Origin of the sequence: Rhabdochromatium marinum, from assembly GCF_016583795.1 — a bacterium.
Taxonomy (GTDB): Bacteria; Pseudomonadota; Gammaproteobacteria; order Chromatiales; family Chromatiaceae; genus Rhabdochromatium; species Rhabdochromatium marinum.
Genome location: NZ_NRRS01000002.1, coordinates 81,421 through 102,500 on the forward strand (window position 1 = coordinate 81,421; position 21,080 = coordinate 102,500).

17 protein-coding genes and 2 rRNA genes (1 of these 19 running past the window's edge) are annotated in these 21,080 nt (G+C 58.6%); 7 read left to right on the plus strand and 12 right to left on the minus strand.

The window, feature by feature from the left end; all coding sequences use genetic code 11:
- Positions 1-223 precede the first annotated feature (223 nt).
- Genes CKO36_RS01175 through CKO36_RS01185 form a run of 3 tightly spaced genes read left to right on the plus strand, consistent with a single transcriptional unit; the run spans position 224 to position 2,063 of the window.
- Positions 224-1,264 (plus strand): SLAC1 anion channel family protein, encoded by a 1,041-nt coding sequence (locus CKO36_RS01175; protein ID WP_338053394.1) that lies wholly within the window; start codon positions 224-226, stop codon positions 1,262-1,264.
- A gap of 35 nt (positions 1,265-1,299) precedes the next feature.
- Positions 1,300-1,716: a DUF6858 family protein gene (locus CKO36_RS01180; RefSeq protein WP_200279386.1), complete on the plus strand. Its 417-nt coding sequence runs from the start codon at positions 1,300-1,302 to the stop codon at positions 1,714-1,716.
- Positions 1,716-2,063, plus strand: coding sequence for a NifB/NifX family molybdenum-iron cluster-binding protein (locus tag CKO36_RS01185; RefSeq protein ID WP_200279388.1), 348 nt, complete (start codon positions 1,716-1,718; stop codon positions 2,061-2,063). The genes CKO36_RS01180 and CKO36_RS01185 overlap by 1 nt, the downstream gene beginning before the upstream one ends.
- Positions 2,064-2,117: 54 nt before the next feature.
- Here the strand turns inward: CKO36_RS01185 and serS are convergent, their stop codons facing one another.
- The 5 genes from serS to cmoA form a co-directional block, all read right to left on the minus strand.
- Positions 2,118-3,404, minus strand: a complete 1,287-nt coding sequence (serS, locus tag CKO36_RS01190; RefSeq protein WP_200279390.1) for a serine--tRNA ligase — start codon at positions 3,402-3,404, stop codon at positions 2,118-2,120.
- A 32-nt stretch (positions 3,405-3,436) separates the two neighbouring features.
- Positions 3,437-3,754, minus strand: coding sequence for a DUF190 domain-containing protein (locus tag CKO36_RS01195; protein WP_200279393.1), 318 nt, complete (start codon positions 3,752-3,754; stop codon positions 3,437-3,439).
- A 37-nt stretch (positions 3,755-3,791) separates the two neighbouring features.
- Complete coding sequence (gene crcB, locus CKO36_RS01200; RefSeq protein WP_242469311.1) at positions 3,792-4,169, minus strand: fluoride efflux transporter CrcB; 378 nt, start codon at positions 4,167-4,169, stop codon at positions 3,792-3,794.
- Between the two features lie 100 nt (positions 4,170-4,269).
- Complete coding sequence (cmoB, locus tag CKO36_RS01205) at positions 4,270-5,277, minus strand: tRNA 5-methoxyuridine(34)/uridine 5-oxyacetic acid(34) synthase CmoB (protein WP_338053395.1); 1,008 nt, start codon at positions 5,275-5,277, stop codon at positions 4,270-4,272.
- Complete coding sequence (gene cmoA / locus CKO36_RS01210) at positions 5,241-5,987, minus strand: carboxy-S-adenosyl-L-methionine synthase CmoA (protein ID WP_200279399.1); 747 nt, start codon at positions 5,985-5,987, stop codon at positions 5,241-5,243. Before cmoA ends, cmoB begins: the two co-directional genes overlap by 37 nt.
- A 116-nt stretch (positions 5,988-6,103) precedes the next feature.
- Between cmoA and ppk1 the strand changes: the two genes are divergently transcribed.
- Positions 6,104-8,629 carry a polyphosphate kinase 1 gene (ppk1, locus tag CKO36_RS01215; RefSeq protein ID WP_242469312.1) on the plus strand — a complete coding sequence of 842 codons (2,526 nt, stop codon included), beginning with the start codon at positions 6,104-6,106 and terminating at the stop codon, positions 8,627-8,629.
- 83 nt (positions 8,630-8,712) lie between these two features.
- Here the strand turns inward: ppk1 and CKO36_RS01220 are convergent, their stop codons facing one another.
- The 3 genes from CKO36_RS01220 to CKO36_RS01230 form a co-directional block, all read right to left on the minus strand.
- Positions 8,713-9,156, minus strand: a complete 444-nt coding sequence (locus tag CKO36_RS01220; protein ID WP_200279402.1) for a hypothetical protein — start codon at positions 9,154-9,156, stop codon at positions 8,713-8,715.
- A 269-nt stretch (positions 9,157-9,425) separates the two neighbouring features.
- Positions 9,426-11,171, minus strand: coding sequence for a biosynthetic-type acetolactate synthase large subunit (gene ilvB / locus CKO36_RS01225; protein WP_200279405.1), 1,746 nt, complete (start codon positions 11,169-11,171; stop codon positions 9,426-9,428).
- Positions 11,172-11,281: 110 nt separating this feature from the next.
- Complete coding sequence (locus tag CKO36_RS01230) at positions 11,282-12,040, minus strand: retropepsin-like aspartic protease family protein (RefSeq protein ID WP_200279408.1); 759 nt, start codon at positions 12,038-12,040, stop codon at positions 11,282-11,284.
- Between the two features lie 257 nt (positions 12,041-12,297).
- Between CKO36_RS01230 and CKO36_RS01235 the strand changes: the two genes are divergently transcribed.
- The 3 genes from CKO36_RS01235 (at position 12,298) to CKO36_RS01245 (ending at position 15,236) form a co-directional block, all read left to right on the plus strand.
- On the plus strand, positions 12,298-13,494 hold the full coding sequence (locus tag CKO36_RS01235) for an aspartate aminotransferase family protein (protein ID WP_200279411.1): 1,197 nt from the start codon (positions 12,298-12,300) through the stop codon (positions 13,492-13,494).
- A 4-nt stretch (positions 13,495-13,498) separates the two neighbouring features.
- Positions 13,499-14,440 carry an ornithine carbamoyltransferase gene (gene argF, locus CKO36_RS01240; RefSeq protein ID WP_200279414.1) on the plus strand — a complete coding sequence of 314 codons (942 nt, stop codon included), beginning with the start codon at positions 13,499-13,501 and terminating at the stop codon, positions 14,438-14,440.
- Positions 14,441-14,582: 142 nt separating this feature from the next.
- A complete protein-coding gene (locus CKO36_RS01245) occupies positions 14,583-15,236 on the plus strand; it encodes a TIGR04211 family SH3 domain-containing protein (RefSeq protein WP_200279417.1) in 654 nt (217 codons plus the stop codon).
- Here CKO36_RS01245 and ilvD read toward each other — a convergent pair.
- The 4 genes from ilvD to CKO36_RS01265 form a co-directional block, all read right to left on the minus strand.
- Positions 15,233-17,083: a dihydroxy-acid dehydratase gene (ilvD, locus tag CKO36_RS01250; RefSeq protein WP_200279420.1), complete on the minus strand. Its 1,851-nt coding sequence runs from the start codon at positions 17,081-17,083 to the stop codon at positions 15,233-15,235. The two genes, CKO36_RS01245 and ilvD, sit on opposite strands and share 4 nt — an antisense overlap.
- A 52-nt stretch (positions 17,084-17,135) precedes the next feature.
- Positions 17,136-18,257 carry a DegT/DnrJ/EryC1/StrS family aminotransferase gene (locus tag CKO36_RS01255; RefSeq protein ID WP_200279423.1) on the minus strand — a complete coding sequence of 374 codons (1,122 nt, stop codon included), beginning with the start codon at positions 18,255-18,257 and terminating at the stop codon, positions 17,136-17,138.
- Positions 18,258-18,319: 62 nt separating this feature from the next.
- Positions 18,320-18,435 (minus strand): 5S ribosomal RNA (gene rrf, locus CKO36_RS01260).
- Between the two features lie 117 nt (positions 18,436-18,552).
- Positions 18,553-21,080 (minus strand): 23S ribosomal RNA (locus CKO36_RS01265) (it continues 360 nt past the right edge of the window).

Sequence of the window (21,080 nt, forward strand, 5' to 3'; positions counted from 1 at the left end):
GCTGGTTGAGTCCAGGTTAAGCGGGCAAAACGGCGCCAAAGTAACCCAGACTGGACTAAATTGGCAAATCCAAGTCCGGCCCTGCCGCGCCGCTGTCACAGATCGCATCCGCCTCGGCGCTATTGATCCATTTCAATGCGATGCGCAGCCACAGCCACTTAATCTGCCGGAAATCCAGACGCTGCAGGCGTCCAACAGATTCTGCACCTCAGGGCTTATTTGCATGACCACCACATCTCCCCTGCCGGCGGCAGCCGCTTCATCCGCCAGCCCTTCAAGCGCGGGCATGACGGCCTCGGAGCCGCGCCTCAAGCACTTTCCGATCGCTTTTTTTGCCATCGTCATGGGCCTGACCGGCGTCTCTATTGCCTGGCACAAAGCGCAACACACCTTTAATCTTCCAGTCGACATGGCCGGTGGTCTGCTGTGGATTGCCATCGGGATTTTCGCTGTGGCCGTGGTGCTCTATCTGGCCAAGCTGCTGCGCTTTCCCCACGCTGTTGTACAGGAGATTCGCAATCCGGTGCAGTTGAATTTCTTTCCAGCGATTTCCATCAATCTGTTGCTGCTAAGCATTGCCCTGCTGAACAGCGCCCCCGCTGTGGCAGAAGTGTTGTGGATGCTGGGTGCTGCCGTGCATTTGGCGCTTACGCTGTATGTCATGACCGTCTGGATGCATCACGATCAACTGGAGGTGCACCACATCAACCCTGCCTGGTTTATTCCCATCGTGGGCACGGTCGTGGTGCCCATTGCTGGTGTTCCCCTGGGATATGGCGAGCTGTCGTGGTTCTTCTTCAGCATCGGCATTTTGTTCTGGCTGGTGCTGCTGACCATCATTGTCTATCGCATGCTGTTTCATCACCCGTTGCCCGAGCGCCTGATGCCGACCTTTTTCATCCTGATCGCGCCGCCGGCCGTAGGTTTCATCGCCTACACACGACTGGCCGGTCTGACGGATGGCGGCCATCTCGATGTGTTTGCACGCATCCTGTATTACAGCGGACTCTTTCTGACCCTGCTGCTGGCCACGCAAATCGGACGCTTTTTGCGCATCCAGTTCTACCTGTCCTGGTGGGCCTACTCCTTCCCGCTGGCGGCCATCACCATTGCCAGCCTGATAATGTATGAGCTGACCGGCCTGCAGGCCTTTGCCATCATCGGCGCCTGTCTGTTGACCGCCGTCACCCTGGTAGTGCTCTTCCTGCTGTTTCGTACCGCGCAAGCCATTGGCGCCAAACAGATCTGCATGCCGCATATGTGAACGAACCCAACTTCCAGGGGTAGGATGCACCCACAATGAAGCAAGAATTATTGTTTGAAAAATATCCGCTATTCGTGATGGAAATCCATCATGATGAGACGGATTTCACCTCTGTCGATGCCATTTGCGAGCATCTGCGCACCCGCATCGAGGCGCATCGCTGTGCGCAGTTCATCGCCATTTTCGATCACTACGCCCACACCTGCGCGCTGCCGGAAGGTCATGTCGCTACAGACATTCTGGCCGCCAAGAATGTCATCTTCTGCTTTGGCATCGCCCTGCCCTGCCCCGAAGCCCTGGCCGTGCGGCCACGTTCGATTGGCGTCGCTGAGACACCGCAAGGCTTCCTGATCAGCTTTATGGAAACCCCGATGCCCATCGCCAATACCGCAATGGAAGACTGGGCCGAAAGCCTGCGCCGCACCGAATCAACCCTGAATGGAACCTCTTAATGCGTATCGCCATCAGCAGTCAAAACTTCCGTACCATCACCAGTCATGCCGGCAAAAGCCGTCGGTTCATGCTGTTTGACATTGATGCAGACAGCACCATCACCGAACGCGAACGCTTGGAGCTGCCCAAGGGTATGAGCCTGCATGACACCGGTGGCCCGCATCACCCGTTATTCGAGCAAGGCCTCACGCATTTCCTGACCGGCAGCGCTGGCGAACGCTTTGTCGAGCGCATGGCCGCACAGGGCATTGAGGTGATTCAGACCAGCGCCACCGACATCCCCGAGGCACTCAAGACCCTGGCCGCCGGCCAGCCCCTGCCGCCGGCGGCCCCGCACGAGCACTGAGCCACCAGCGTACAGCAGGAGCAGGGGAGCGGCCGCCGGCCGGGAATCCAATTCTCAAGCGGCCGCAGGTTCGAGCCGCTCCAGGCCGCCCAGATAGGGACGCAGCGCCGGGGGAATGCGAATACTGCCATCGGCCTGCTGGCCATTTTCGAGCAACGCGACCAGGGTGCGGCCCACAGCCAGACCAGAGCCGTTCAGGGTATGCAGCAGTTCCGGCTTGTTGGTCTCAGGATTGCGCCAGCGCGCGAGCAGGCGGCGCGCCTGGAAGTCGCCAAAGTGGCTACAGGAAGAGATCTCGCGATAGCACTGCTGACCGGGCAGCCAGACTTCGAGATCGTAGGTCTTGCTGGCAGAGAAACCGAGATCACCGGCGCACAAACTCACCACCCGATAGGGCAGCTCCAAACGCTGCAAAATGGTTTCGGCATGGCCGGTGAGCTGCTCAAGTGCGGCCTGGCCATCCTCGGGACGCACCGCCTGCACCAGCTCAACTTTCTCGAACTGATGCTGGCGAATCATGCCGCGGGTGTCCTTGCCATGTGAGCCAGCCTCGCTGCGAAAGCAGGGGGTATGCGCCACCCAGCGCTGCGGCAGGTGGTCGGATTCCAGAATGCTGTCGCGCAACAGATTGGTGACCGGCACTTCGGCGGTCGGAATCAGATAGAAGTCGCGCTCGCCCGGTATCTTGAACAGATCCTGTTCAAACTTGGGTAGCTGCCCGGTGCCTTCCAGACTGGTAGCATTAACCAGATAGGGAACATACACTTCCTGGTAGCCATGCTCCTGAGTGTGAATATCAAGCATGAACTGCACCAGCGCGCGTTGCAGTCGCGCCATGGGGCCCTTGAGCACCACAAAGCGGGCAGCAGCAATGGTGGACGCACGGTCGAAATCAACCCAGCCGCCACCAACGCCAAGATCGACATGGTCGCGCGGCTCAAAGTCAAACGCCGGTGGCTCCCCCCAACGGCGCTCCTCGCGATTGGCGCTTTCGTCCCGGCCATCCGGTACGCTGGCAGCGGGCAGATTGGGCAGCCCCAGCGCGATGGCACGCATCTGCTCCTGAATCTCGGTCAGTTCCGCATCGAGCTGCTTGAGCTCTTCGCCGTAGGCGCTGACCTCAGCCTTGAGCGGCTCGATGTCCTGCCCGGCGGCACGCGCCTGGCCAATGGCCTTGGAACGGGTATTGCGCAGATTTTGCAGTTCCTGCACCCGCACCTGAACCTGCTTGCGCCGCTCTTCGAGCGTCTGAATATCCTGCACCTTGACGGTAAAGCCTCGGCGCGCCAGTTGCTGCGCGACCTGATCGAGATCCGCGCGCAACAGTCGAGGGTCCAACATAAGTTTTTAAGCCTTTTCGTTACACTGTTCGTTCAGTTGAGCTGAGCGGGTGCCACCAGCACATTCCAGGTTACCAGATGCCCCGGCTCGACAAATTCCTGAATACGCTCAATGGCCTGATGCACCCGCTCCGGGCGGTCGAAAAACTCCAGCACCAGTGGCAAATCAGTTGAGAGATCAAGCAAACGGGCACTGTGAACCACTCCGGTTTGACCGAATCCGGCGACTCCACGCATCACCGTCGCACCGCACACCTTTAGTTCTTCATGCAGGCATTTTAACAAGGGGTTCAGCTCCCGGTCTGACTCCGAGAGATACACCCGCACCATGGTGGCTTCGACCATTGTCATTGTGTCACCTTCGCTATCAGTGGTGGTCAGTGGCCAATCACAGCGCCCGTGCCGCAATCATGCCGAGCCAGCAGGCACCAAGACACAGGAGCACACTGACCCCGACGTTGAGCAACGCGCGCCCAGCGGCGCCTTGTTCCACCAGTGCCAGGGTTTCCAGTGAAAAAGTGGAGAAGGTGGTAAAGGCGCCGAGAAAACCGACCAGTATCGCCGAGCGCCACTCCGCTGAAGCCACACTGCGTTCAAAAAACAGGACAAAGAGCGCACCCATGAGCAGTGAACCACCGACGTTGACCGCCAGGGTCCCCCAGGGAAACTCCCGCCCCAGCAGGCGATAGACGCCAGTGGATACCGCAAAGCGCGACACAGCGCCCAAGGCACCGCCAGTGGCAATAGCGCTCAATTGTGCAAACATTGGCATAGTCGTAATGGAGAAGAGCCAAGGTTAAAGCGCCCCATTATAGCAATCGCCTGCGGCGGAGGTGGACTCCATACCGTCTGTCACAGGGACGCACTCAAACGCGCCGCGCAAGCACCATGGCGCGCACCGGCGCGGGATGCCCTTCGCAGGTGCGACTGGCATCATGGGGATCGAGAAAATCCGCCAGGGACTGAAAACGCATCCAGTCGGTGCGACGTTGCTCGGCGCTGGTGGTCGGCGTGAGATCGACCCCTTCGATCTGTTGGAAACCGACCGCGTGCAGCCAGCTGTGTAGTCTGGACAGACTCGGAATTGCATGGACGTTGCGCATTTGCGCATAACGCCCCGGTGGTTCCAGCACCGCATCCTCGTCGGTGTCTAACACCAGGGTTTCCAGCAGCAGCCGCCCTCCGGGAAGCAACAGTCGATGGAGAATGCGCAAATGCCGCAGCGGCTCGCGACGGTGATAGAGCACGCCCATGGACAGCAGCAGATCAACACCCGCCTCCAGGTCACTCAAATCCTCATCGGCCAGAGGCAGCACCGCGAGCCGATCACTGCGCAGCATCTGATTCAGCGCCAAAAACTGAGCGACAAAGCGCAGCCCGGGATCGACACCGAGCACCAGACGCGCGCCGGCACCCAAGGCCCGGTAGCCGTAGTAGCCGTTGCCACAGCCAATATCGAGCACTAGCGCATCGCGCAAGGAACCCAGGGCTGCGGCCACACGCGCCCATTTCCAATCCGAGCGCCATTCGGCATCAATGGTGACGCCATGCAGGCAAAACGGCCCCTTGCGCCAGGGATGCAAAGCAAGCAGTCCGGCGCGCAGCTGGTCGCGCATACTGGCATCAAGCGGTGGCGTGGCCTCCACGCCAACACAGGGCGCATCAAAGCGCCGCACGGCTGGCTCGATCACCGGCAAGTGCGCGAGCTGTTCCATCCAGACTCGCCAGTCGCCATGCCGGGGCGCGTGCAGCCGCGCCTGGCTCAGCTCGCGCAAGCGCGGACACCAGGCACCCGCGCGACTGCTCTGCCAGTGGCGCAGAAAGGGTTCGTAACGCGCTAACACCAGGCGGCCCAAGCCATGAAGTTCAAACACTGAAACCAGGGAACCACCTGGGTAAAACCGGCCGCCTGCAAGCGCTCGCGATGCATCTCTAGCGTGTCCGGGCGCATCACGCGCTCCAAGGCGGCACGTTTGCGGCTGATCTCCAGCTCCGAATACCCATTGGCGCGCTTAAAGGCGGCGTGACTGTCGTTAACCAGGGCTTCGGCAGCAGGCTGCGGGAAGCGCACCTTTTCAGCTAACAGTAAACCGCCGCCGGGACGCAGACGCTCGCGCAGGCGTGTGAGCAACGCCAAGCGCTGTTCGGGAGGAATGAATTGCAAGGTCAGATTGAGCACCACCAGACTGGCGCCATGGGTATCGACCGTCATTACATCCGCACAACGCGGTTCCAGCCGACCGGTAGCGACTTCGCCAGCCAAGCGCTCATGCAGCTTGTCGATCATGGCTTGGGAGTTATCCACTGCCACCACTCGCAGTCCAGGCAGCGCATGCTGGGCAAGCAGTGCCGCACTCACGGCTCCGAGCGAGCAGCCGAGGTCGAAACAGCAGGCGCCAGGCTGCACAAAGCGCCCGCCCACCAGCGCGAGCAGTCGCACAAGTTCGCGATAGCAAGGCACGGAGCGGCTAATCATGTCAGGGAACACCTGCGCCACCGACTCATCGAAGGCAAAATCACCTGGCGGCACATTGGCGCCGGCATAGAGTCGGTCACGCATATCGTCCGGCAAGAACTCAGTCATTCGGTCAACTTCTGGCAACACAAGCGGGGCAAAAGGCTGCTAGCATACCGCGATTACCAACACTTGATGCCTGCCCCCTTCCCACACAGCCTCGAACTGCCGCTCAGGATACGCCGATGACTGCCAACAATACCGCCGCAACACAGGATTTTAGCCAACTCGAGTCCAGCCAGCAGACGCCTTGGAACTCCCCTGAAACCTCTGCCGCACCTGAGCCAGTGCCTTCTTTAACCACGGACGAGGCATCTGAAACCACCGACCCAGCGCCCAGCCAAACCTCCGAAACCTCCGAAACCTCCGAAACCTCCGAAACCTCCGAAACCTCCGAGGAAACAGCTTCATTCATTCATGAATTGGAACCAGAATCTGAATTGGAATCAGAATTAGAGTCAGAACCGGATTCGGAGCCAGAACCAGAGCCGGAACCGGAACCGGAACCGGAACCGGAGCCAGTATCAGCCTCAACAACAGCTCCAATCCAGGAATCAATCCCCGCTGCGGAAATCGACCTGTACGACCCGGAACTCTATCTGAACCGCGAGCTGACCTGGCTTGCCTTCAACCAGCGAGTCTTGCATGAGGGGCAGGATTCACGCACCCCGCTGTTGGAGCGGGTAAAGTTTCTCGCCATCGTCAGCAACAATCTCGATGAGTTCTTCATGAAACGCATCGGCGGACTCAAGCAACAACTGGCCGCCGGCGTGCATACGCCCACCATCGACGGTCGCACGCCCGAGCAGCAACTGGCTGCATGCCGCGAACTCATTGCGCAGCTGCAAGAGGATCAGGAACAGCTCTATGACACCCTGATGCAGGCATTGGCCGAGCACGATATCCGTCTGGTCACCGTTGAATCACTGCCCGAGGATGCCCGTGCCCGTCTGCGCGAACACTTCCGCACCAACATCTTCCCGATGATCACGCCGCTGGCGATGGATCCCACGCATCCCTTCCCCTTTATCTCCAATCTCGCGCTGAATCTGCTGGTGCGTCTGCGTTACCCCGGCGGCAACGAGACCTATATGGCGCGCATCAAGGTGCCGGTCAGCAAGGATGTCTCCAAGCGGCTGATTCAAGTCGATGATGTCAATACCTTCGTCACCCTTGATGACTTGATAAAGCACAACCTCGACATGCTGTTTCCTGGCATGGAAATCGAAAGCTGCGAACTGTTCCGAGTGACGCGCAATGCCATTGTCGAACCGGAAGCCGAGGCCGCGAACGATCTGCTGGAGATGATCGAAACCGAACTGCGCGAGCGCCATTTCGCACCCATTGTGCGCTTGCAGGTTCAGGCCGATATGGACCCGATCCATCGCGGCATGCTGGCGGCGGAACTGGGCCTGAATGAAGCCAATGATGTCTATGAAGTCGCCGGCATGATGGCCAAGCGAGATCTGTTTGAACTCGCCAGCCTGAGTTTGCCTGAGCTGCATTTCAAGCCGCACCGTCCTGGCGATCATCCACTGCTCGCCAACGACCGGCGCAATATCTTCCACGTCATCCGCGAAAACGGTCCCCTGCTGCTGCAACACCCCTATGAATCCTTCTCCACCACGGTGGAGCGGTTTTTATCAACAGCGGCCAAAGACCCCAAGGTGCTGGCGATTAAGATGACCCTGTATCGCACCTCGGCTGGCGCCATTTTGGATGCGCTCATCGCAGCCGCGCGTAATGGCAAGCAGGTCGCCGTGCTGGTGGAGCTCAAGGCGCGTTTCGATGAAGCGGCCAACATTGGCTGGGCCCGCCGACTGGAGTCGGAAGGTATTCACGTCACCTATGGGGTGCTGGGGCTAAAAACCCACAGCAAGCTGATTTTCGTGGTACGCCGCGACTACTCGCAACTGCGCCGCTACTACCACATTGGCACCGGCAATTATCATCCGGGCACCGCCAAACTTTACACCGACATTGGCATGCTCGGCTGTGACGAGGAGATCGGCCAGGATCTAACCGAACTGTTCAACTATCTGACCGGCTATTCCCCACCGCCGAGCTATCGTAAAATTCTCGCCGCGCCCTACACGCTGAAACCCGGCATTCTGAGCCGCATTCAGCGCGAGATCGATCACCACCAGCGCGATGGTAACGGCCTGATTCAGATGAAAATGAACGCGCTTGATGATCCGGATATCACCCGCGCGCTCTATAAGGCCAGTCGGGCGGGCGTGAAGGTGGATCTGATTGTGCGGGATACCTGTCGCTATCGTCCCGGTGTGCCGGGCCTGTCAGAAACGGCCCGGGTGATCAGTATTGTGGGACGCTTTCTTGAGCATGGGCGCATCCTGTACTTCCGCAACGGTGGTGAGGAAGAATATTACTTTGGCTCGGCGGACATGATGCGCCGCAATCTGGAAGCACGGGTGGAAGTGCATGCCCCAGTTGAGAACCCGGAACTGCGCCAGGAACTGCGGCTGATTCTCGATGTACAGTTAGCCGATTCCCGCTCGGCCTGGGACATGCAGCCGGATGGCAGCTATGTGCAACGCCAGCCCAGCGATGACAACACCAAGGGCGCGCAGGACCTGTTGATTCAGGTCGCGGAAAAACGCCTGGCGGCTGCGGCTAAACATAAGGAAAAGAGCCTGCGTTCGCGCCTGCTCAGCCATTTCGAGCGCCGGCTGGCAGCGAATCAGACGTAAGCAGGGGTGTAGTGGTGCCGATGCCCTGATGCAACAACAACAGGCATCGGCCGCTGGCCTACCTCTAGACCTGCCGCTGATCTTCAGGCGGCCTGGGCGCGTTCCTCAAGCTTGCGGATCAACGGGTAAAGATGCTCGGTTTCGCGTTGGATCCGGTCCAGCACCAGACCGAACATCTGCTCAGTCTCGCTCAGAAAGTGCTGATGATCGCGAATTTGCAGGCGCCGCTGCGGCTCCGAGCACCATTCCTTCAAATACTGATTGAAAATACGCTTGATTTCGGTGGAACCCGACAGAAAGCGATTGGCGGTGTTTTTAACCGACTGATCGGGGTAAGAGAGCAATTGCCCGCATACCTCACGATCAACAAGCTCGATATGCTCACGCACCTTGGCTGTATACTCAAAAAAAACATCACATGCCGTTGCAGTGTCACACATCTCGCGATTTTGCACCAAATACAGAAAGATGTTCGACAGCTCGGTGATTTTGTGGTTTTGAGCATGCAGTTGAGAAAAGGCGATCATAAACGAATCCTCCAGTCATTCGGCGATCATTCGGCGGTTATCTCGTCGCCTTTTCGCTGATGAGGCGGCTATTACAGCTTCAAGCACCAGGCAGACGACATTCTTATTTGATCGGGCGCGCAGCCAGTGCAAAGCGCCCAGGTTAAGCACGTCCCTAATAGTTTGACACAGGTTGACACGTTGGACTAGGCCGCAGCCATCCAAAGCCTGCACGTCAGCCGAGCCATGCAGCGCCGCATGGCCACCACCGGCACGTCGCCCCGCTGGCTTTATGTGCGCTCAATCATGGCATCAAGCCGTTTGCCGGGTGGCACCATGGGCAAAACGTCCTCAGCCTTATCGACCCAGACATCCACCAGCACACTGCCCTCCTGCTCCAGCGCCTCGCGCAGACTCTCGCGCATGCCCAGGGGGCCGCGCAGGCGCTGCGTCTTCAGACCGGGATACACATGACTGAGCCCGGTCAGATTCGGCACCTGGCGCCGGCAGGTCTGGTCAATGGCGATACAGTCACGCTCGCAGTCTTCATTCCGCGCCAAGCAGGTTTCGTAATGATGGCCATCATCCATCATGTCTTCCCATTGCCGCACCATGCCGAGAAAGCTGTTATTCAGCACAAAGATCTTCAGCGGGATGCGGTGCGCGACCACGGTGGCCAGTTCCTGGATGTTCATCTGAAAGCTGCCATCGCCGTCCACCAGCACCACCGGCTGATTCGGATTGGCGAACCAAGCACCGATCGCGGCCGGCAGGCCAAAACCCATGGTGCCCAGACCGCCGGAGCTGATCCATTGGCGCGGGCGCTGAAACCCGTAGTACTGCGCCGCCCACATCTGATGCTGCCCCACGCCGGTCACCAGGGTTGCGTCGCCGGCAGTCAGCTCCGAGAGTGTCTCAATAACAGCTTGGGGCTTGATGTAATCACCGTCTGGGTAAGGCAGTGGCATTTGGGTGCGCCATGCGCTGATGCGCTCCATCCATGCGGGATGCTGCGCCTGCACAGGGCTGGCCAGGGCATGCTCGAAAAACTGCTCCAGCGAAGCGACTAGTGCCAGGTCGGTTTTAATGGTCTTGTCGATTTCCGAGGGATCAATATCGACATGCGCAATGCGCTTGCCGGTGGCAAAGCCCTTCACCGCCACCCGATCATCAAAGCGCCCACCGAGGGTGAGGATAAAATCGGCTTCGCGCAACGCATAGTTGGCCGGAATACTGCCGTGCATGCCCGGCATGCCGAGCGCATGGCGCGCGCTCAGGGGCACGGCCCCCAGAGCATTGAAAGTGGTGGTCACGGGGGTATCGAAACGCTCGACGAACTGACGTAGCGCATCGGACACCTCGGCATGAATCACGCCACCGCCAGCTTTGATGACTGGGCGTTCCGCAGCCGCCAGGGCTTCGAGTATGCGATCAGCGGCCTCGCGATCAAATGGATAGGGCGTGCGATGGCGCACCCGGGGCGGATTGGGCTGATCAAGCAGCGCAATCTGCGCGTCCTTACAAATGTCCACCACTACAGGACCGGGACGCCCGGAGTTGGCCAGGGCGAAGGCTTCACGCAGCGTCCATTCGAGATCGGCCACCGTCTTGACCAGATAGTTGTGCTTAGAAATGGGCCGGGTCATGCCCAGGGTATCGACCTCCTGGAAGGCATCGCTGCCGATGGCTGTGCTGGACACCTGTCCGGTAATGAAGACCGTGGGCACTGAGTCCTTATGGGCATCGGCAATCGGCGTGGCTAGGTTGGTCGCTCCCGGCCCCGAGGTCGCCAGAACTACGCCGACCCGGCCGCCGGCACGGGCATAGCCCTCGGCCGCATGGCCGGCGGCGCCTTCCTGCCGGCAGAGGATAAAGCGCGGCGCCGGCTTACCCCGGCGCATGCGCTTATTGAGTTCAACATGCAGCGGAATGACGGCACCACCGGTATGGCCGAAAATCAACTCCACACCCAAATCCGTTAGGACATCAAACAAAATAGCCGCGCCACTGCGACGCGCCGGAACCGAAGCCGTCATGCAATCCCCTTCAATCAATCCGTTCAACAGGTGTTATTACCCTGAGCTGAACCACCCAAAGGCTTTGGCCATGAGTTTAGCGCCTTGCCGGGATGGCGCCTAGTGGGGCCTCAACGCGACTCAAGCAGCAGACGATGCGCCTGATCGTCAATGGTCATGCGAAAACGCCCCAGCAGGCTCATGCCCAGCAGACCGTGGCGGCCTAACTGGGCATCATCAAGAAAGGCCACAGCGATATCCGCCACCCGCTGGCCGTTGAGCCAAACCGCCGGTAACTGACCATAGCGCGCCTGGGCACGACCATTGGCGGTCTGCACCTCCCGCTGACGCAGGCCAGCAGTACTGAGTCCGAGCTGGCTGATCATAGAGGCAGGCAGCACCAGCGCATCAGCCCCGGTGTCAATCAGCAGCTCTTGGCCCAGCCGTCGCGCGCCCGCGCCTTCGAGTTCGACCCGCACCAGGTGCTGATTGCCACGCCGCCGCGTCGGCAGCTCAATGAATCCCGGGGTCGCAGGCACCACAGGCACATGAACCGGGGTCGGCGGCATTCCCGACCCGGCCATCTTGATGCCCAGAATCAACACCCGCTCCACGCTTCCATCGGGTCTCTGGATAATAATGTAGTCGAAGGTCTCCAGTAAGGTTCGCAAGCGCTGATACAGTGAGCCATCAATTAACCGCCCGCGCTGTTCAGCGAGATACTCGCCACCCTGGATGCGAAAACCATGCTGCTGTGCCAGACGTGCAAGTTCGGCGCTCAACTCAACCGAGGCTGCGCCGCTGAGCCCCGACCCAAGCATCATGATCAACAATAGCAGCATCAAGAACCGCTGGCGCGCCCCCCGGGTGCCGCTACTTGAGATAAGCATCCATGAAAACCTCATGCAGTTAATGTGGAAGCAGGGCCGGCTTTCCCAATTGCTGCGCTATTACTGCACTGAAAACGCGCTATGCCAGGTCAATCAGTTGTGAGTCAGCACCATCCGCTGATATATTAGGCGTTTCGATGCACTTGGCCCAGCGAAACTTAAGCAGGCGGTCTCGACGCTGACGCGCGCGACCGCTTTATTTTTTGTGGCCTTCGGCCAAGCGCCGCTTTAACTCTGAACGAGAACTCTAACCTGCCATGGGCCAATCCTTGATGCCGACCTATGCACGACAGCCCGTCACCTTCGTTCGCGGCGAAGGGGTCTGGCTGTGGGATACTGAGGACCGCCGCTATCTGGATGCAATTGCCGGCATTGCTGTGTGCGGACTGGGGCACGCTCACCCAGGCGTGGCAGCGGCGCTCTGCGAACAAGCCAAGCGGCTGCTGCACACCTCCAATCTCTACCAGATTGAGGCCCAGCAACAGCTCGGCGATCGCCTGACGCAGCTCGCCGATATGGATCGGGTGTTTTTCGGCAACTCAGGCGCGGAAGCCAATGAGGCCGCAATCAAGCTTGCCCGTCTGCATGCCCATCAGCGCGGCATTGCTGATCCCGCCATTTTGGTCATGGAGTCGAGCTTTCACGGGCGCACCATGGCCACCCTGACAGCCACCGGTAACCGCAAGACTCAGGCCGGCTTTGAGCCGCTGGTGCAAGGCTTTGTGCGGGTACCCTACAATGACCTTGAAGCCATTGATCGGGTGGCGGCCAATCGCACCAATATTGTCGCCGTGCTGGTGGAACCTATTCAGGGCGAGGGCGGCGTGATCCTGCCTGCCTCCGATTACCTCACGGGCCTGCGTGCGCGTTGCGATCAACACGGCTGGCTGCTGATGCTGGATGAAATACAAACCGGCATGGGCCGCACCGGGCGGCTCTTTGCGCATCAGCACCAAGGGATCCGGCCCGATGTTATGACCCTGGCCAAGGGGCTCGCCAATGGTGTACCCATCGGTGCCTGTTTGGCACGAGGTGCGGCGGCCGATGTGCTGGGTCCAGGGAGTCACGGCTCCACCTTTGGCGGTAATCCGCTCGCCTGTCGCGCGGCTTTGGCTGTGTTACAGGCTCTGGAGGATGAGGCGCTGCCGGCTCAAGCCGCACGCCAGGGGGCAGCACTCTTGGAGCGGCTGCGCACCGCCCTTGGCGATCAGCCTGGCGTGCGCGAGATTCGCGGGCTTGGCTTAATGATTGGCATTGAGCTGGCGCGCGACTGCACCGAACTCGTCGGCCAGGCTCTGGCACAAGGCCTGCTGATCAATGTCACCGCCGGGCGCGTCCTGCGGCTATTGCCACCGCTGATTCTCGATGATGAACAACTGGCGCTGCTTGCAGATGGACTGATCCGCCTGATTCAGCATTTTCTAGCCTCGGCGCCACCACATGACCCGGAGTAGCGCGATGGAACCACTCAGCGCAGGCACAGCACGGCACTTTTTAACCCTGCTTGACCTCTCCGCGCAAGAAGCACAGGCACTGATTCAGCGCGCACAGGAACTGAAGCGCCTGCAAGGGGATCCTGCACACCCGCTGCCCTTGCAACAGCGTACCCTGGCCATGATTTTCGAGAAATCCTCGACGCGCACCCGGGTGTCTTTCGAGGTCGGCATGGCACAGCTTGGCGGTCATGCACTGTTTCTGTCGCCACGCGATACGCAGCTTGGTCGTGGCGAGCCAATTCCAGATAGCGCCCGGGTGCTGTCACGCATGGTCGATGCCATCATGATCCGTACCTTTGCGCATGACACACTTGAAACCTTCGCCGCTCACTCTCAGGTTCCGGTCATCAATGGCCTAACGGATCGCTTCCACCCCTGTCAATTGCTGGCGGATATGCTGACCTATCAGGAGCATCGCGGCCCAATCAATGGCCGCCGCGTCGCCTATATTGGGGATGGAAACAATATGTGCCATTCTTATATGAATGCGGCTAAGCTGTTCGACTTTGAACTGCACATCGCCTGCCCGGTGGGATTTGAGCCCGATGAGGACTTGCTCCGCGCGACGGCCAGCCACTGTCAGCTGTCAAACGACCCTGCAGCAGCCGTCGCCGGGGCCGATCTTCTGGTCACTGATGTATGGGCCAGTATGGGTCAGGAGGAGCAGGCACGCGAGCGTCGTCAAGCCTTCACGACGTTTTGCATTGACCAGGCGCTGCTTGCGCAAGCTAAACCCGATGCACTCTTTATGCACTGCCTGCCGGCTCACCGCGGCGAAGAAGTCAGCGCCGAGGTAATCGACGGACCGCAATCGGTGGTTTGGGATGAAGCCGAAAATCGCCTGCATGCGCAGAAAGCGCTGCTGGAATTTCTGTTGCTTGAGCCGTCAGTCAACACGGCTTGAGAACCAGATCAGCCGATCACGCGTTTGCCTTAAGAGCAATGAAATCGTCTTACCCGCTATGCTAAAGCCTACTGCGATCTCCACCCCTGTCGCTTTGAACGCACCTGTTTCACTGCACCCTCACCGGCGATGGTTCGCTGCCGTGCTGGTATTTCTGGTCTGTGGGGCGGCAGGTGCTGAAACCGCCTACATCACTGATCAAGGCCAATTTAATCTGCGCAGCGGTGCAAGCACCCGCCACAGAATTATCCGCACCCTGTCAAGCGGCACCCAGGTCGATGTGCTATCGAAGGACGAGGACAGCGGTTATTCGCGCGTTCGCACCGAAGATGGCAAAACTGGCTATATCCTGACGCGTCACCTGCAAGACAGCCCGGCGGCGCGCAGTCAGCTGGCGGAAATGCGCGCGCAGCTGGAAGAATTACAGCAGGAACCGGATCAGCTGGCGGCCAGGCTCAGCAAAATTAATACCGAACATGAATTGCTCAAGGAGCAATACGCCACGGTCGCCAGCCGCAATGTTGAACTCGAAGAAGCCCTTGCCGAGTTTGAGCACACATCCGCCAACATTGTGCATATCAACGAGGAGCGCAATCGGTTGCAGCGGGATGTTGCCAAACTCACCCGCACCGTTGGTGACCTCGAACAAGAGAATCTGGCGATTCGCAGCGGCGATAACTGGCAGTGGTTTCTCACCGGTGCCGGTGTCGCCGGCGCCGGTCTGCTGGTCGGACTGGTTCTGGGCGGCTCCGGCTTGGGCGGACGCCGCCGCAGCGGATCACGCGATCTGTTTTAACCCCCGATCTGCGTCAAATCCCGCACCGCACCATGCGCGGCACTGGTGGTCAGTGCCGCATAGGCGCGCAACGCTGTGGAGACTGGACGCTGGCGTTTCACCGGCTTCCACGCCCGATCCGCGCGAGCCTCCATGGCCTGGCGACGCTCAGTGAGTACTTGCTCAGATACATCGAGATGAATCCGCCGCGCCGGAATGTCGATGTCGATGCGATCGCCTTCCTGCACCAATCCAATCGTGCCGCCCTCGGCCGCTTCGGGCGAGACATGGCCGATCGACAGCCCGGAGGTTCCCCCGGAGAAACGCCCATCGGTAATCAGTGCACAGCGCTTGCCAAGGCCTTTGGATTTCAGGTAGCTGGTGGGGTACAGCATTTCCTGCATGCCCGGGCCACCTTTAGGGCCTTCATAGCGAATCACGACGATATCGCCTGGTGCAACACGATCGAGCAGGATGCCTTCAACCGCATCCTCCTGACTTTCAAAGACTCGCGCGCTTCCGGAGAAGCGCAGGATAGACTCATCAACCCCGGCGGTTTTCACAATGCAGCCTTCCTCGGCTAAATTACCGTAGAGGACCGCAAGGCCTCCATCGCGACTGTAAGCCGACTCAAGCCGGCGGATACAACCCTGATCGCGATCCAAATCCAGCGCCGGCCATTGCGCATTCTGACTAAAGGCCTGCTGCGTGGGTACTCCACCGGGCGCCGCCAGATAACGCTGAACCACAGGCGGTTCAGCGGTACGCATCACATCCCATTGCTCCAGGGCGGCGGCCAAGGACGTGCTATGCACGGTTGGTACATCACGACGAATCAAGCCGGCACGATCCAATTCCCCCATAATACCCATGACGCCACCGGCGCGGTGCACATCCTCCAGGTGATAGTGTTGCGTTGCCGGTGCAACCTTGCACAAATTGGGCACCTTGCGGCTGAGACGATCGATATCACTCATTGAGAAAGCCACGCCAGCCTCGGAAGCCGCCGCCAACAGATGCAACACAGTATTGGTCGAGCCACCCATGGCAATATCCAGCGACATTGCATTTTCAAAGGCCTCAAAGGTGGCGATGGAGCGTGGCAGGACGCTGGCATCATTGTGTTCGTACCAGCGTTGACTTAAGGCCACAACCTGACGCGCAGCCTCCAGAAAGAGTTCGCGGCGCGCTGCATGGGTGGCAAGCAATGAGCCATTGCCAGGCAAGCTGAGACCAAGCGCCTCAGTCAGACAGTTCATTGAATTGGCCGTGAACATGCCCGAACAGGATCCACAGGTGGGACAAGCTGAGCGCTCATAAGCGGCTACCTCAGCATCTGATCGGTTGGGATCAGCTGCCACTACCATGGCATCGACCAGATCCAGCGCCTCTTCCTGTTCGCTATTGATGACTTTACCCGCTTCCATAGGGCCACCGGAGACAAACACGGTGGGGATATTTAAGCGCAAGGCGGCCATCAACATGCCAGGGGTGATTTTGTCGCAATTGGAAATGCACACCAGCGCATCCGCACAATGCGCATTGACCATGAATTCGACTGAATCAGCGATCAGGTCACGCGATGGCAATGAATAGAGCATGCCGCCATGTCCCATCGCAATGCCATCATCCACAGCAATGGTATTGAATTCCTTGGCCACTCCACCAGCACGCTCGATCTCGGCGGCGACCAATTGCCCCATATTCTGCAAATGAACATGGCCTGGGACAAATTGGGTAAATGAATTGGCAACAGCAATGATCGGCTTGTTAAAGTCGTCATCTTTCATACCGGTCGCACGCCAGAGCGCACGCGCGCCGGCCATGTTGCGACCCTGGGTGGTGGTTCGGGAGCGATATTCAGGCATCTGTTGTTACCCGTTTTAGTGACAAAAGAGACAGGCGACAGGGCGGTTTTGCTTAGCCACAGGCCATAAGAACGCGATCAATAATGTAGTCCTGGTCCTGTTCGCACAAATAGGGATGCATCGGCAAACTGACAACGCGCCGCGAGACCCGTTGCGACACCTCAAGCGACTGCCTTACCGGATAATGCGCGAAGGCCGGTTGTTCATTGAGTGGCACCGGATAATGGACGGCGGTTGGGATCCCATCCCGGTCGAGCGCCGCAATCAATGCATCACGGTCATCGACCTGAATCGTATATTGTGCATAAACAGAGCGCTGATCATCTGGCACATAGGGAACCAGAAGCCCTTGTTCAGCATCCTGAGTGGTCGCTGCACCGCGCGCCACAAATTGCTTCGTGTAGCGCTGGCCAATGGCCGTTCGCTGCTCAACCTCCTGCTCAAAGGCTTCCAGCTTGGCGAGCAAAATAGCTGCTTGCAAGGTATCCAGCCGGCCATTGAAACCCAGGCGTGGGTGATGGTAGCGCCGATCCTGTCCGTGATTGCGCACCTGGCGCAAGGCTGAAGCAAGCGCTGCATGATCTGTAAAGCAGGCGCCGCCATCCCCATAGCCGCCGAAGGGCTTGGATGGAAAAAATGAGGTACAGCCGATTTCACTTAAGCCGCACGACCGCCGGCCACGAATGCTGGCACCAAAACTTTGCGCACCATCTTCGATCACGGGTATCCCGGCTTCTTGAGCGATCTGGCCAATATCATCGACAGCGAAGCACTGGCCATAGAGTGACACCGGCATAATCGCCTTTGTTCGCTTGGTCAGGACCGCTGCAACCTGCTCCGGTGCGATGTTATAGGAGACCGAATCGATATCGACAAAGACCGGCACAGCCCCGAGCAACGCAATGGTCTCAGCGGTTGCCACAAAGGTAAAGGGCGAGGTGATGACCTCATCACCCGCCCCCACCCCAAGGGCCATCATGGCTGCCAGCAGTGCATCCGTGCCACTCGAGAGTGTGACACAGTGCTCCACACCGACGAAGCTTGCCAGTCGTTGCTCAAGCTCTGCCACTTCAGGCCCCATAATGAACTGACCATGCTCCAGAACCTGTTGAATTCCAGCATGAATCGGCCCACTGAGTCGTTCGTATTGAGTTTTAAGATCGATGAATTTCATTTGCCTCAGCTCAACATAAAAAAACCCCAGGGAGCGCATGCTTCCTGGGGTTTTGAATAAGACCCTGGCGGTGACCTACTTTCGCATGGGGAGGCCCCACACTATCATCGGCGATACACCGTTTCACTTCTGAGTTCGGGATGGGATCAGGTGGTTCCAGTGCTCTGTGGCCGCCAGGAAAAAAGGGTTGATGACTCAATGGTTTGAACATTGACCCATCGGGCATTCGGTGAGGGATCGCTTCGCAAACGTCGGCGTCTCATAACCCGCTGACTCGAAAGCCTTTGGGTGTTATATGGTCAAGCCGCACGGTCCATTAGTACGGGTTAGCTTCACACATTACTGCGCTTCCACACCCCGCCTATCAACGTTGTAGTCTTCAACGGACCTTGAGGGACGTCAAGCGTCCAGGGAGACCTGATCTTGGGAGGGGCTTCCCGCTTAGATGCTTTCAGCGGTTATCCCGTCCGACCATAGCTACCCGGCTGTGCCACTGGCGTGACAACCGGAACACCAGAGGGTCGTCCACTCCGGTCCTCTCGTACTAGGAGCAGCTTCCCGCAAGTCTCCAACGCCCACGGCAGATAGGGACCGAACTGTCTCACGACGTTCTAAACCCAGCTCGCGTACCACTTTAAATGGCGAACAGCCATACCCTTGGGACCGACTTCAGCCCCAGGATGTGATGAGCCGACATCGAGGTGCCAAACACCGCCGTCGATATGAACTCTTGGGCGGTATCAGCCTGTTATCCCCGGAGTACCTTTTATCCGTTGAGCGATGGCCCTTCCATTCAGAACCACCGGATCACTAAGACCTAGTTTCCTACCTGCTCGACGTGTCTGTCTCGCAGTCAAGCACCCTTATGCCTTTGCACTCAATGCGCGATTTCCGACCGCGCTGAGGGTACCTTCGTGCTCCTCCGTTACGCTTTGGGAGGAGACCGCCCCAGTCAAACTACCCACCATGCACTGTCCCTGATCCGGATCACGGACCGAGGTTAGAACTCCAAATCGACCAGGGTGGTATTTCAAGGATGGCTCTACCAGAACTGGCGTCCCGGCTTCAAAGCCTCCCACCTATCCTACACAAGTCGATTCAAAGTCCCGTGCAAAGCTGTAGTAAAGGTTCACGGGGTCTTTCCGTCTAGCCGCGGGTACTCGGCATCTTGACCGAGAATTCAATTTCACTGAGTCTCTGGTGGAGACAGTGCCGCCATCGTTACGCCATTCGTGCAGGTCGGAACTTACCCGACAAGGAATTTCGCTACCTTAGGACCGTTATAGTTACGGCCGCCGTTTACCGGGGCTTCGATCAAGCGCTTCTCCGAGGATAACGCCATCAATTAACCTTCCGGCACCGGGCAGGCGTCACACCCTATACGTCCGCTTGCGCGTTTGCAGAGTGCTGTGTTTTTAGTAAACAGTCGCAGCGGCCTGGTCACTGCAACCCCCGTCCGCTCCATGGGCAAGCCACTTCACGTACCAGGGGCGTACCTTCTCCCGAAGTTACGGTACCATTTTGCCTAGTTCCTTCACCAGAGTTCTCTCAAGCGCCTTGGGATTCTCACCCTGCCCACCTGTGTCGGTTTCGGGTACGGTCAACTATTACCTGAAGCTTAGAGGCTTTTCCTGGAAGCGGGGCATCAATCACTTCGCGTCCGTAGACACTCGTCATCACGTCTCGGCATTGACTCTCCGGATTTGCCTAAAGAGTCTGCCTACTCGCTTGAACCGGGATAACCATCACCCGGATGACCTAGCCTTCTTCGTCCCCCCATCGCAGTAATAGTTGGTGCCGGACTATTAACCGGCTTCCCATCGACTACGCCTTTCGGCCTCGCCTTAGGGGCCGACTCACCCTGCGCCGATGAACGTTGCGCAGGAAACCTTGGGCTTTCGGCGAGGGGGCCTTTCACCCCCTTTATCGTTACTCATGTCAGCATTCGCACTTCCGATACCTCCAGCATGCTTTACAACACACCTTCAATGGCTTACGGAACGCTCCCCTACCATGCGAGCAAAACTCGCATCCGCAGCTTCGGTACATGGCTTAAGCCCCGTTACATCTTCCGCGCAGGCCGACTCGACCAGTGAGCTATTACGCTTTCTTTAAAGGATGGCTGCTTCTAAGCCAACCTCCTGGCTGTCTGGGCCTTCCCACATCGTTTCCCACTGAGCCATGATTTTGGGACCTTAGCTGGCGGTCTGGGTTGTTTCCCTCTCGACGACGGACGTTAGCACCCGCCGTCTGTCTCCCGTGATTGCACTTGCCGGTATTCGGAGTTTGCATCGGTTTGGTAAGCCGGGATGGCCCCCTAGCCGAAACAGTGCTCTACCCCCAGCAGTGAGACACGAGGCGCTACCTAAATAGCTTTCGGGGAGAACCAGCTATCTCCGGGCTTGATTAGCCTTTCACTCCAACCCACAGCTCATCCGAATCTTTTTCAACAGATCCCGGTTCGGGCCTCCAACGCGTGTTACCGCATCTTCACCCTGGCCATGGGTAGATCGCCCGGTTTCGGGTCTACTCCCAGCAACTAAACGCCCGTTTAAGACTCGCTTTCGCTACGCCTCCCCTATGCGGTTAAGCTTGCTACTGAGATGTAAGTCGCTGACCCATTATACAAAAGGTACGCCGTCACCCCCTAAGGGGCTCCGACTGCTTGTACGCAGACGGTTTCAGGTTCTATTTCACTCCCCTTCCGGGGTTCTTTTCGCCTTTCCCTCACGGTACTGGTTCACTATCGGTCGGTCGGGAGTATTTAGCCTTGGAGGATGGTCCCCCCATGTTCAGACAGGATTTCTCGTGTCCCGCCTTACT

Coding starts and splice junctions, on each gene's coding strand:
- crcB (WP_242469311.1), bottom strand. CDS start 4,169: ATGTTTGCACAATTGAGCGCTATTGCCACTGGCGGTGCCTTGGGCGCT.
- ilvB (WP_200279405.1), bottom strand. CDS start 11,171: ATGACGGCTTCGGTTCCGGCGCGTCGCAGTGGCGCGGCTATTTTGTTT.
- CKO36_RS01235 (WP_200279411.1), top strand. CDS start 12,298: ATGGGCCAATCCTTGATGCCGACCTATGCACGACAGCCCGTCACCTTC.
- serS (WP_200279390.1), bottom strand. CDS start 3,404: ATGTTGGACCCTCGACTGTTGCGCGCGGATCTCGATCAGGTCGCGCAG.
- CKO36_RS01195 (WP_200279393.1), bottom strand. CDS start 3,754: ATGACAATGGTCGAAGCCACCATGGTGCGGGTGTATCTCTCGGAGTCA.
- ppk1 (WP_242469312.1), top strand. CDS start 6,104: ATGACTGCCAACAATACCGCCGCAACACAGGATTTTAGCCAACTCGAG.
- cmoA (WP_200279399.1), bottom strand. CDS start 5,987: ATGACTGAGTTCTTGCCGGACGATATGCGTGACCGACTCTATGCCGGC.
- CKO36_RS01220 (WP_200279402.1), bottom strand. CDS start 9,156: ATGATCGCCTTTTCTCAACTGCATGCTCAAAACCACAAAATCACCGAG.
- CKO36_RS01185 (WP_200279388.1), top strand. CDS start 1,716: ATGCGTATCGCCATCAGCAGTCAAAACTTCCGTACCATCACCAGTCAT.
- argF (WP_200279414.1), top strand. CDS start 13,499: ATGGAACCACTCAGCGCAGGCACAGCACGGCACTTTTTAACCCTGCTT.
- CKO36_RS01255 (WP_200279423.1), bottom strand. CDS start 18,257: ATGAAATTCATCGATCTTAAAACTCAATACGAACGACTCAGTGGGCCG.
- CKO36_RS01175 (WP_338053394.1), top strand. CDS start 224: ATGACCACCACATCTCCCCTGCCGGCGGCAGCCGCTTCATCCGCCAGC.
- CKO36_RS01180 (WP_200279386.1), top strand. CDS start 1,300: ATGAAGCAAGAATTATTGTTTGAAAAATATCCGCTATTCGTGATGGAA.
- ilvD (WP_200279420.1), bottom strand. CDS start 17,083: ATGCCTGAATATCGCTCCCGAACCACCACCCAGGGTCGCAACATGGCC.
- CKO36_RS01230 (WP_200279408.1), bottom strand. CDS start 12,040: ATGCTTATCTCAAGTAGCGGCACCCGGGGGGCGCGCCAGCGGTTCTTG.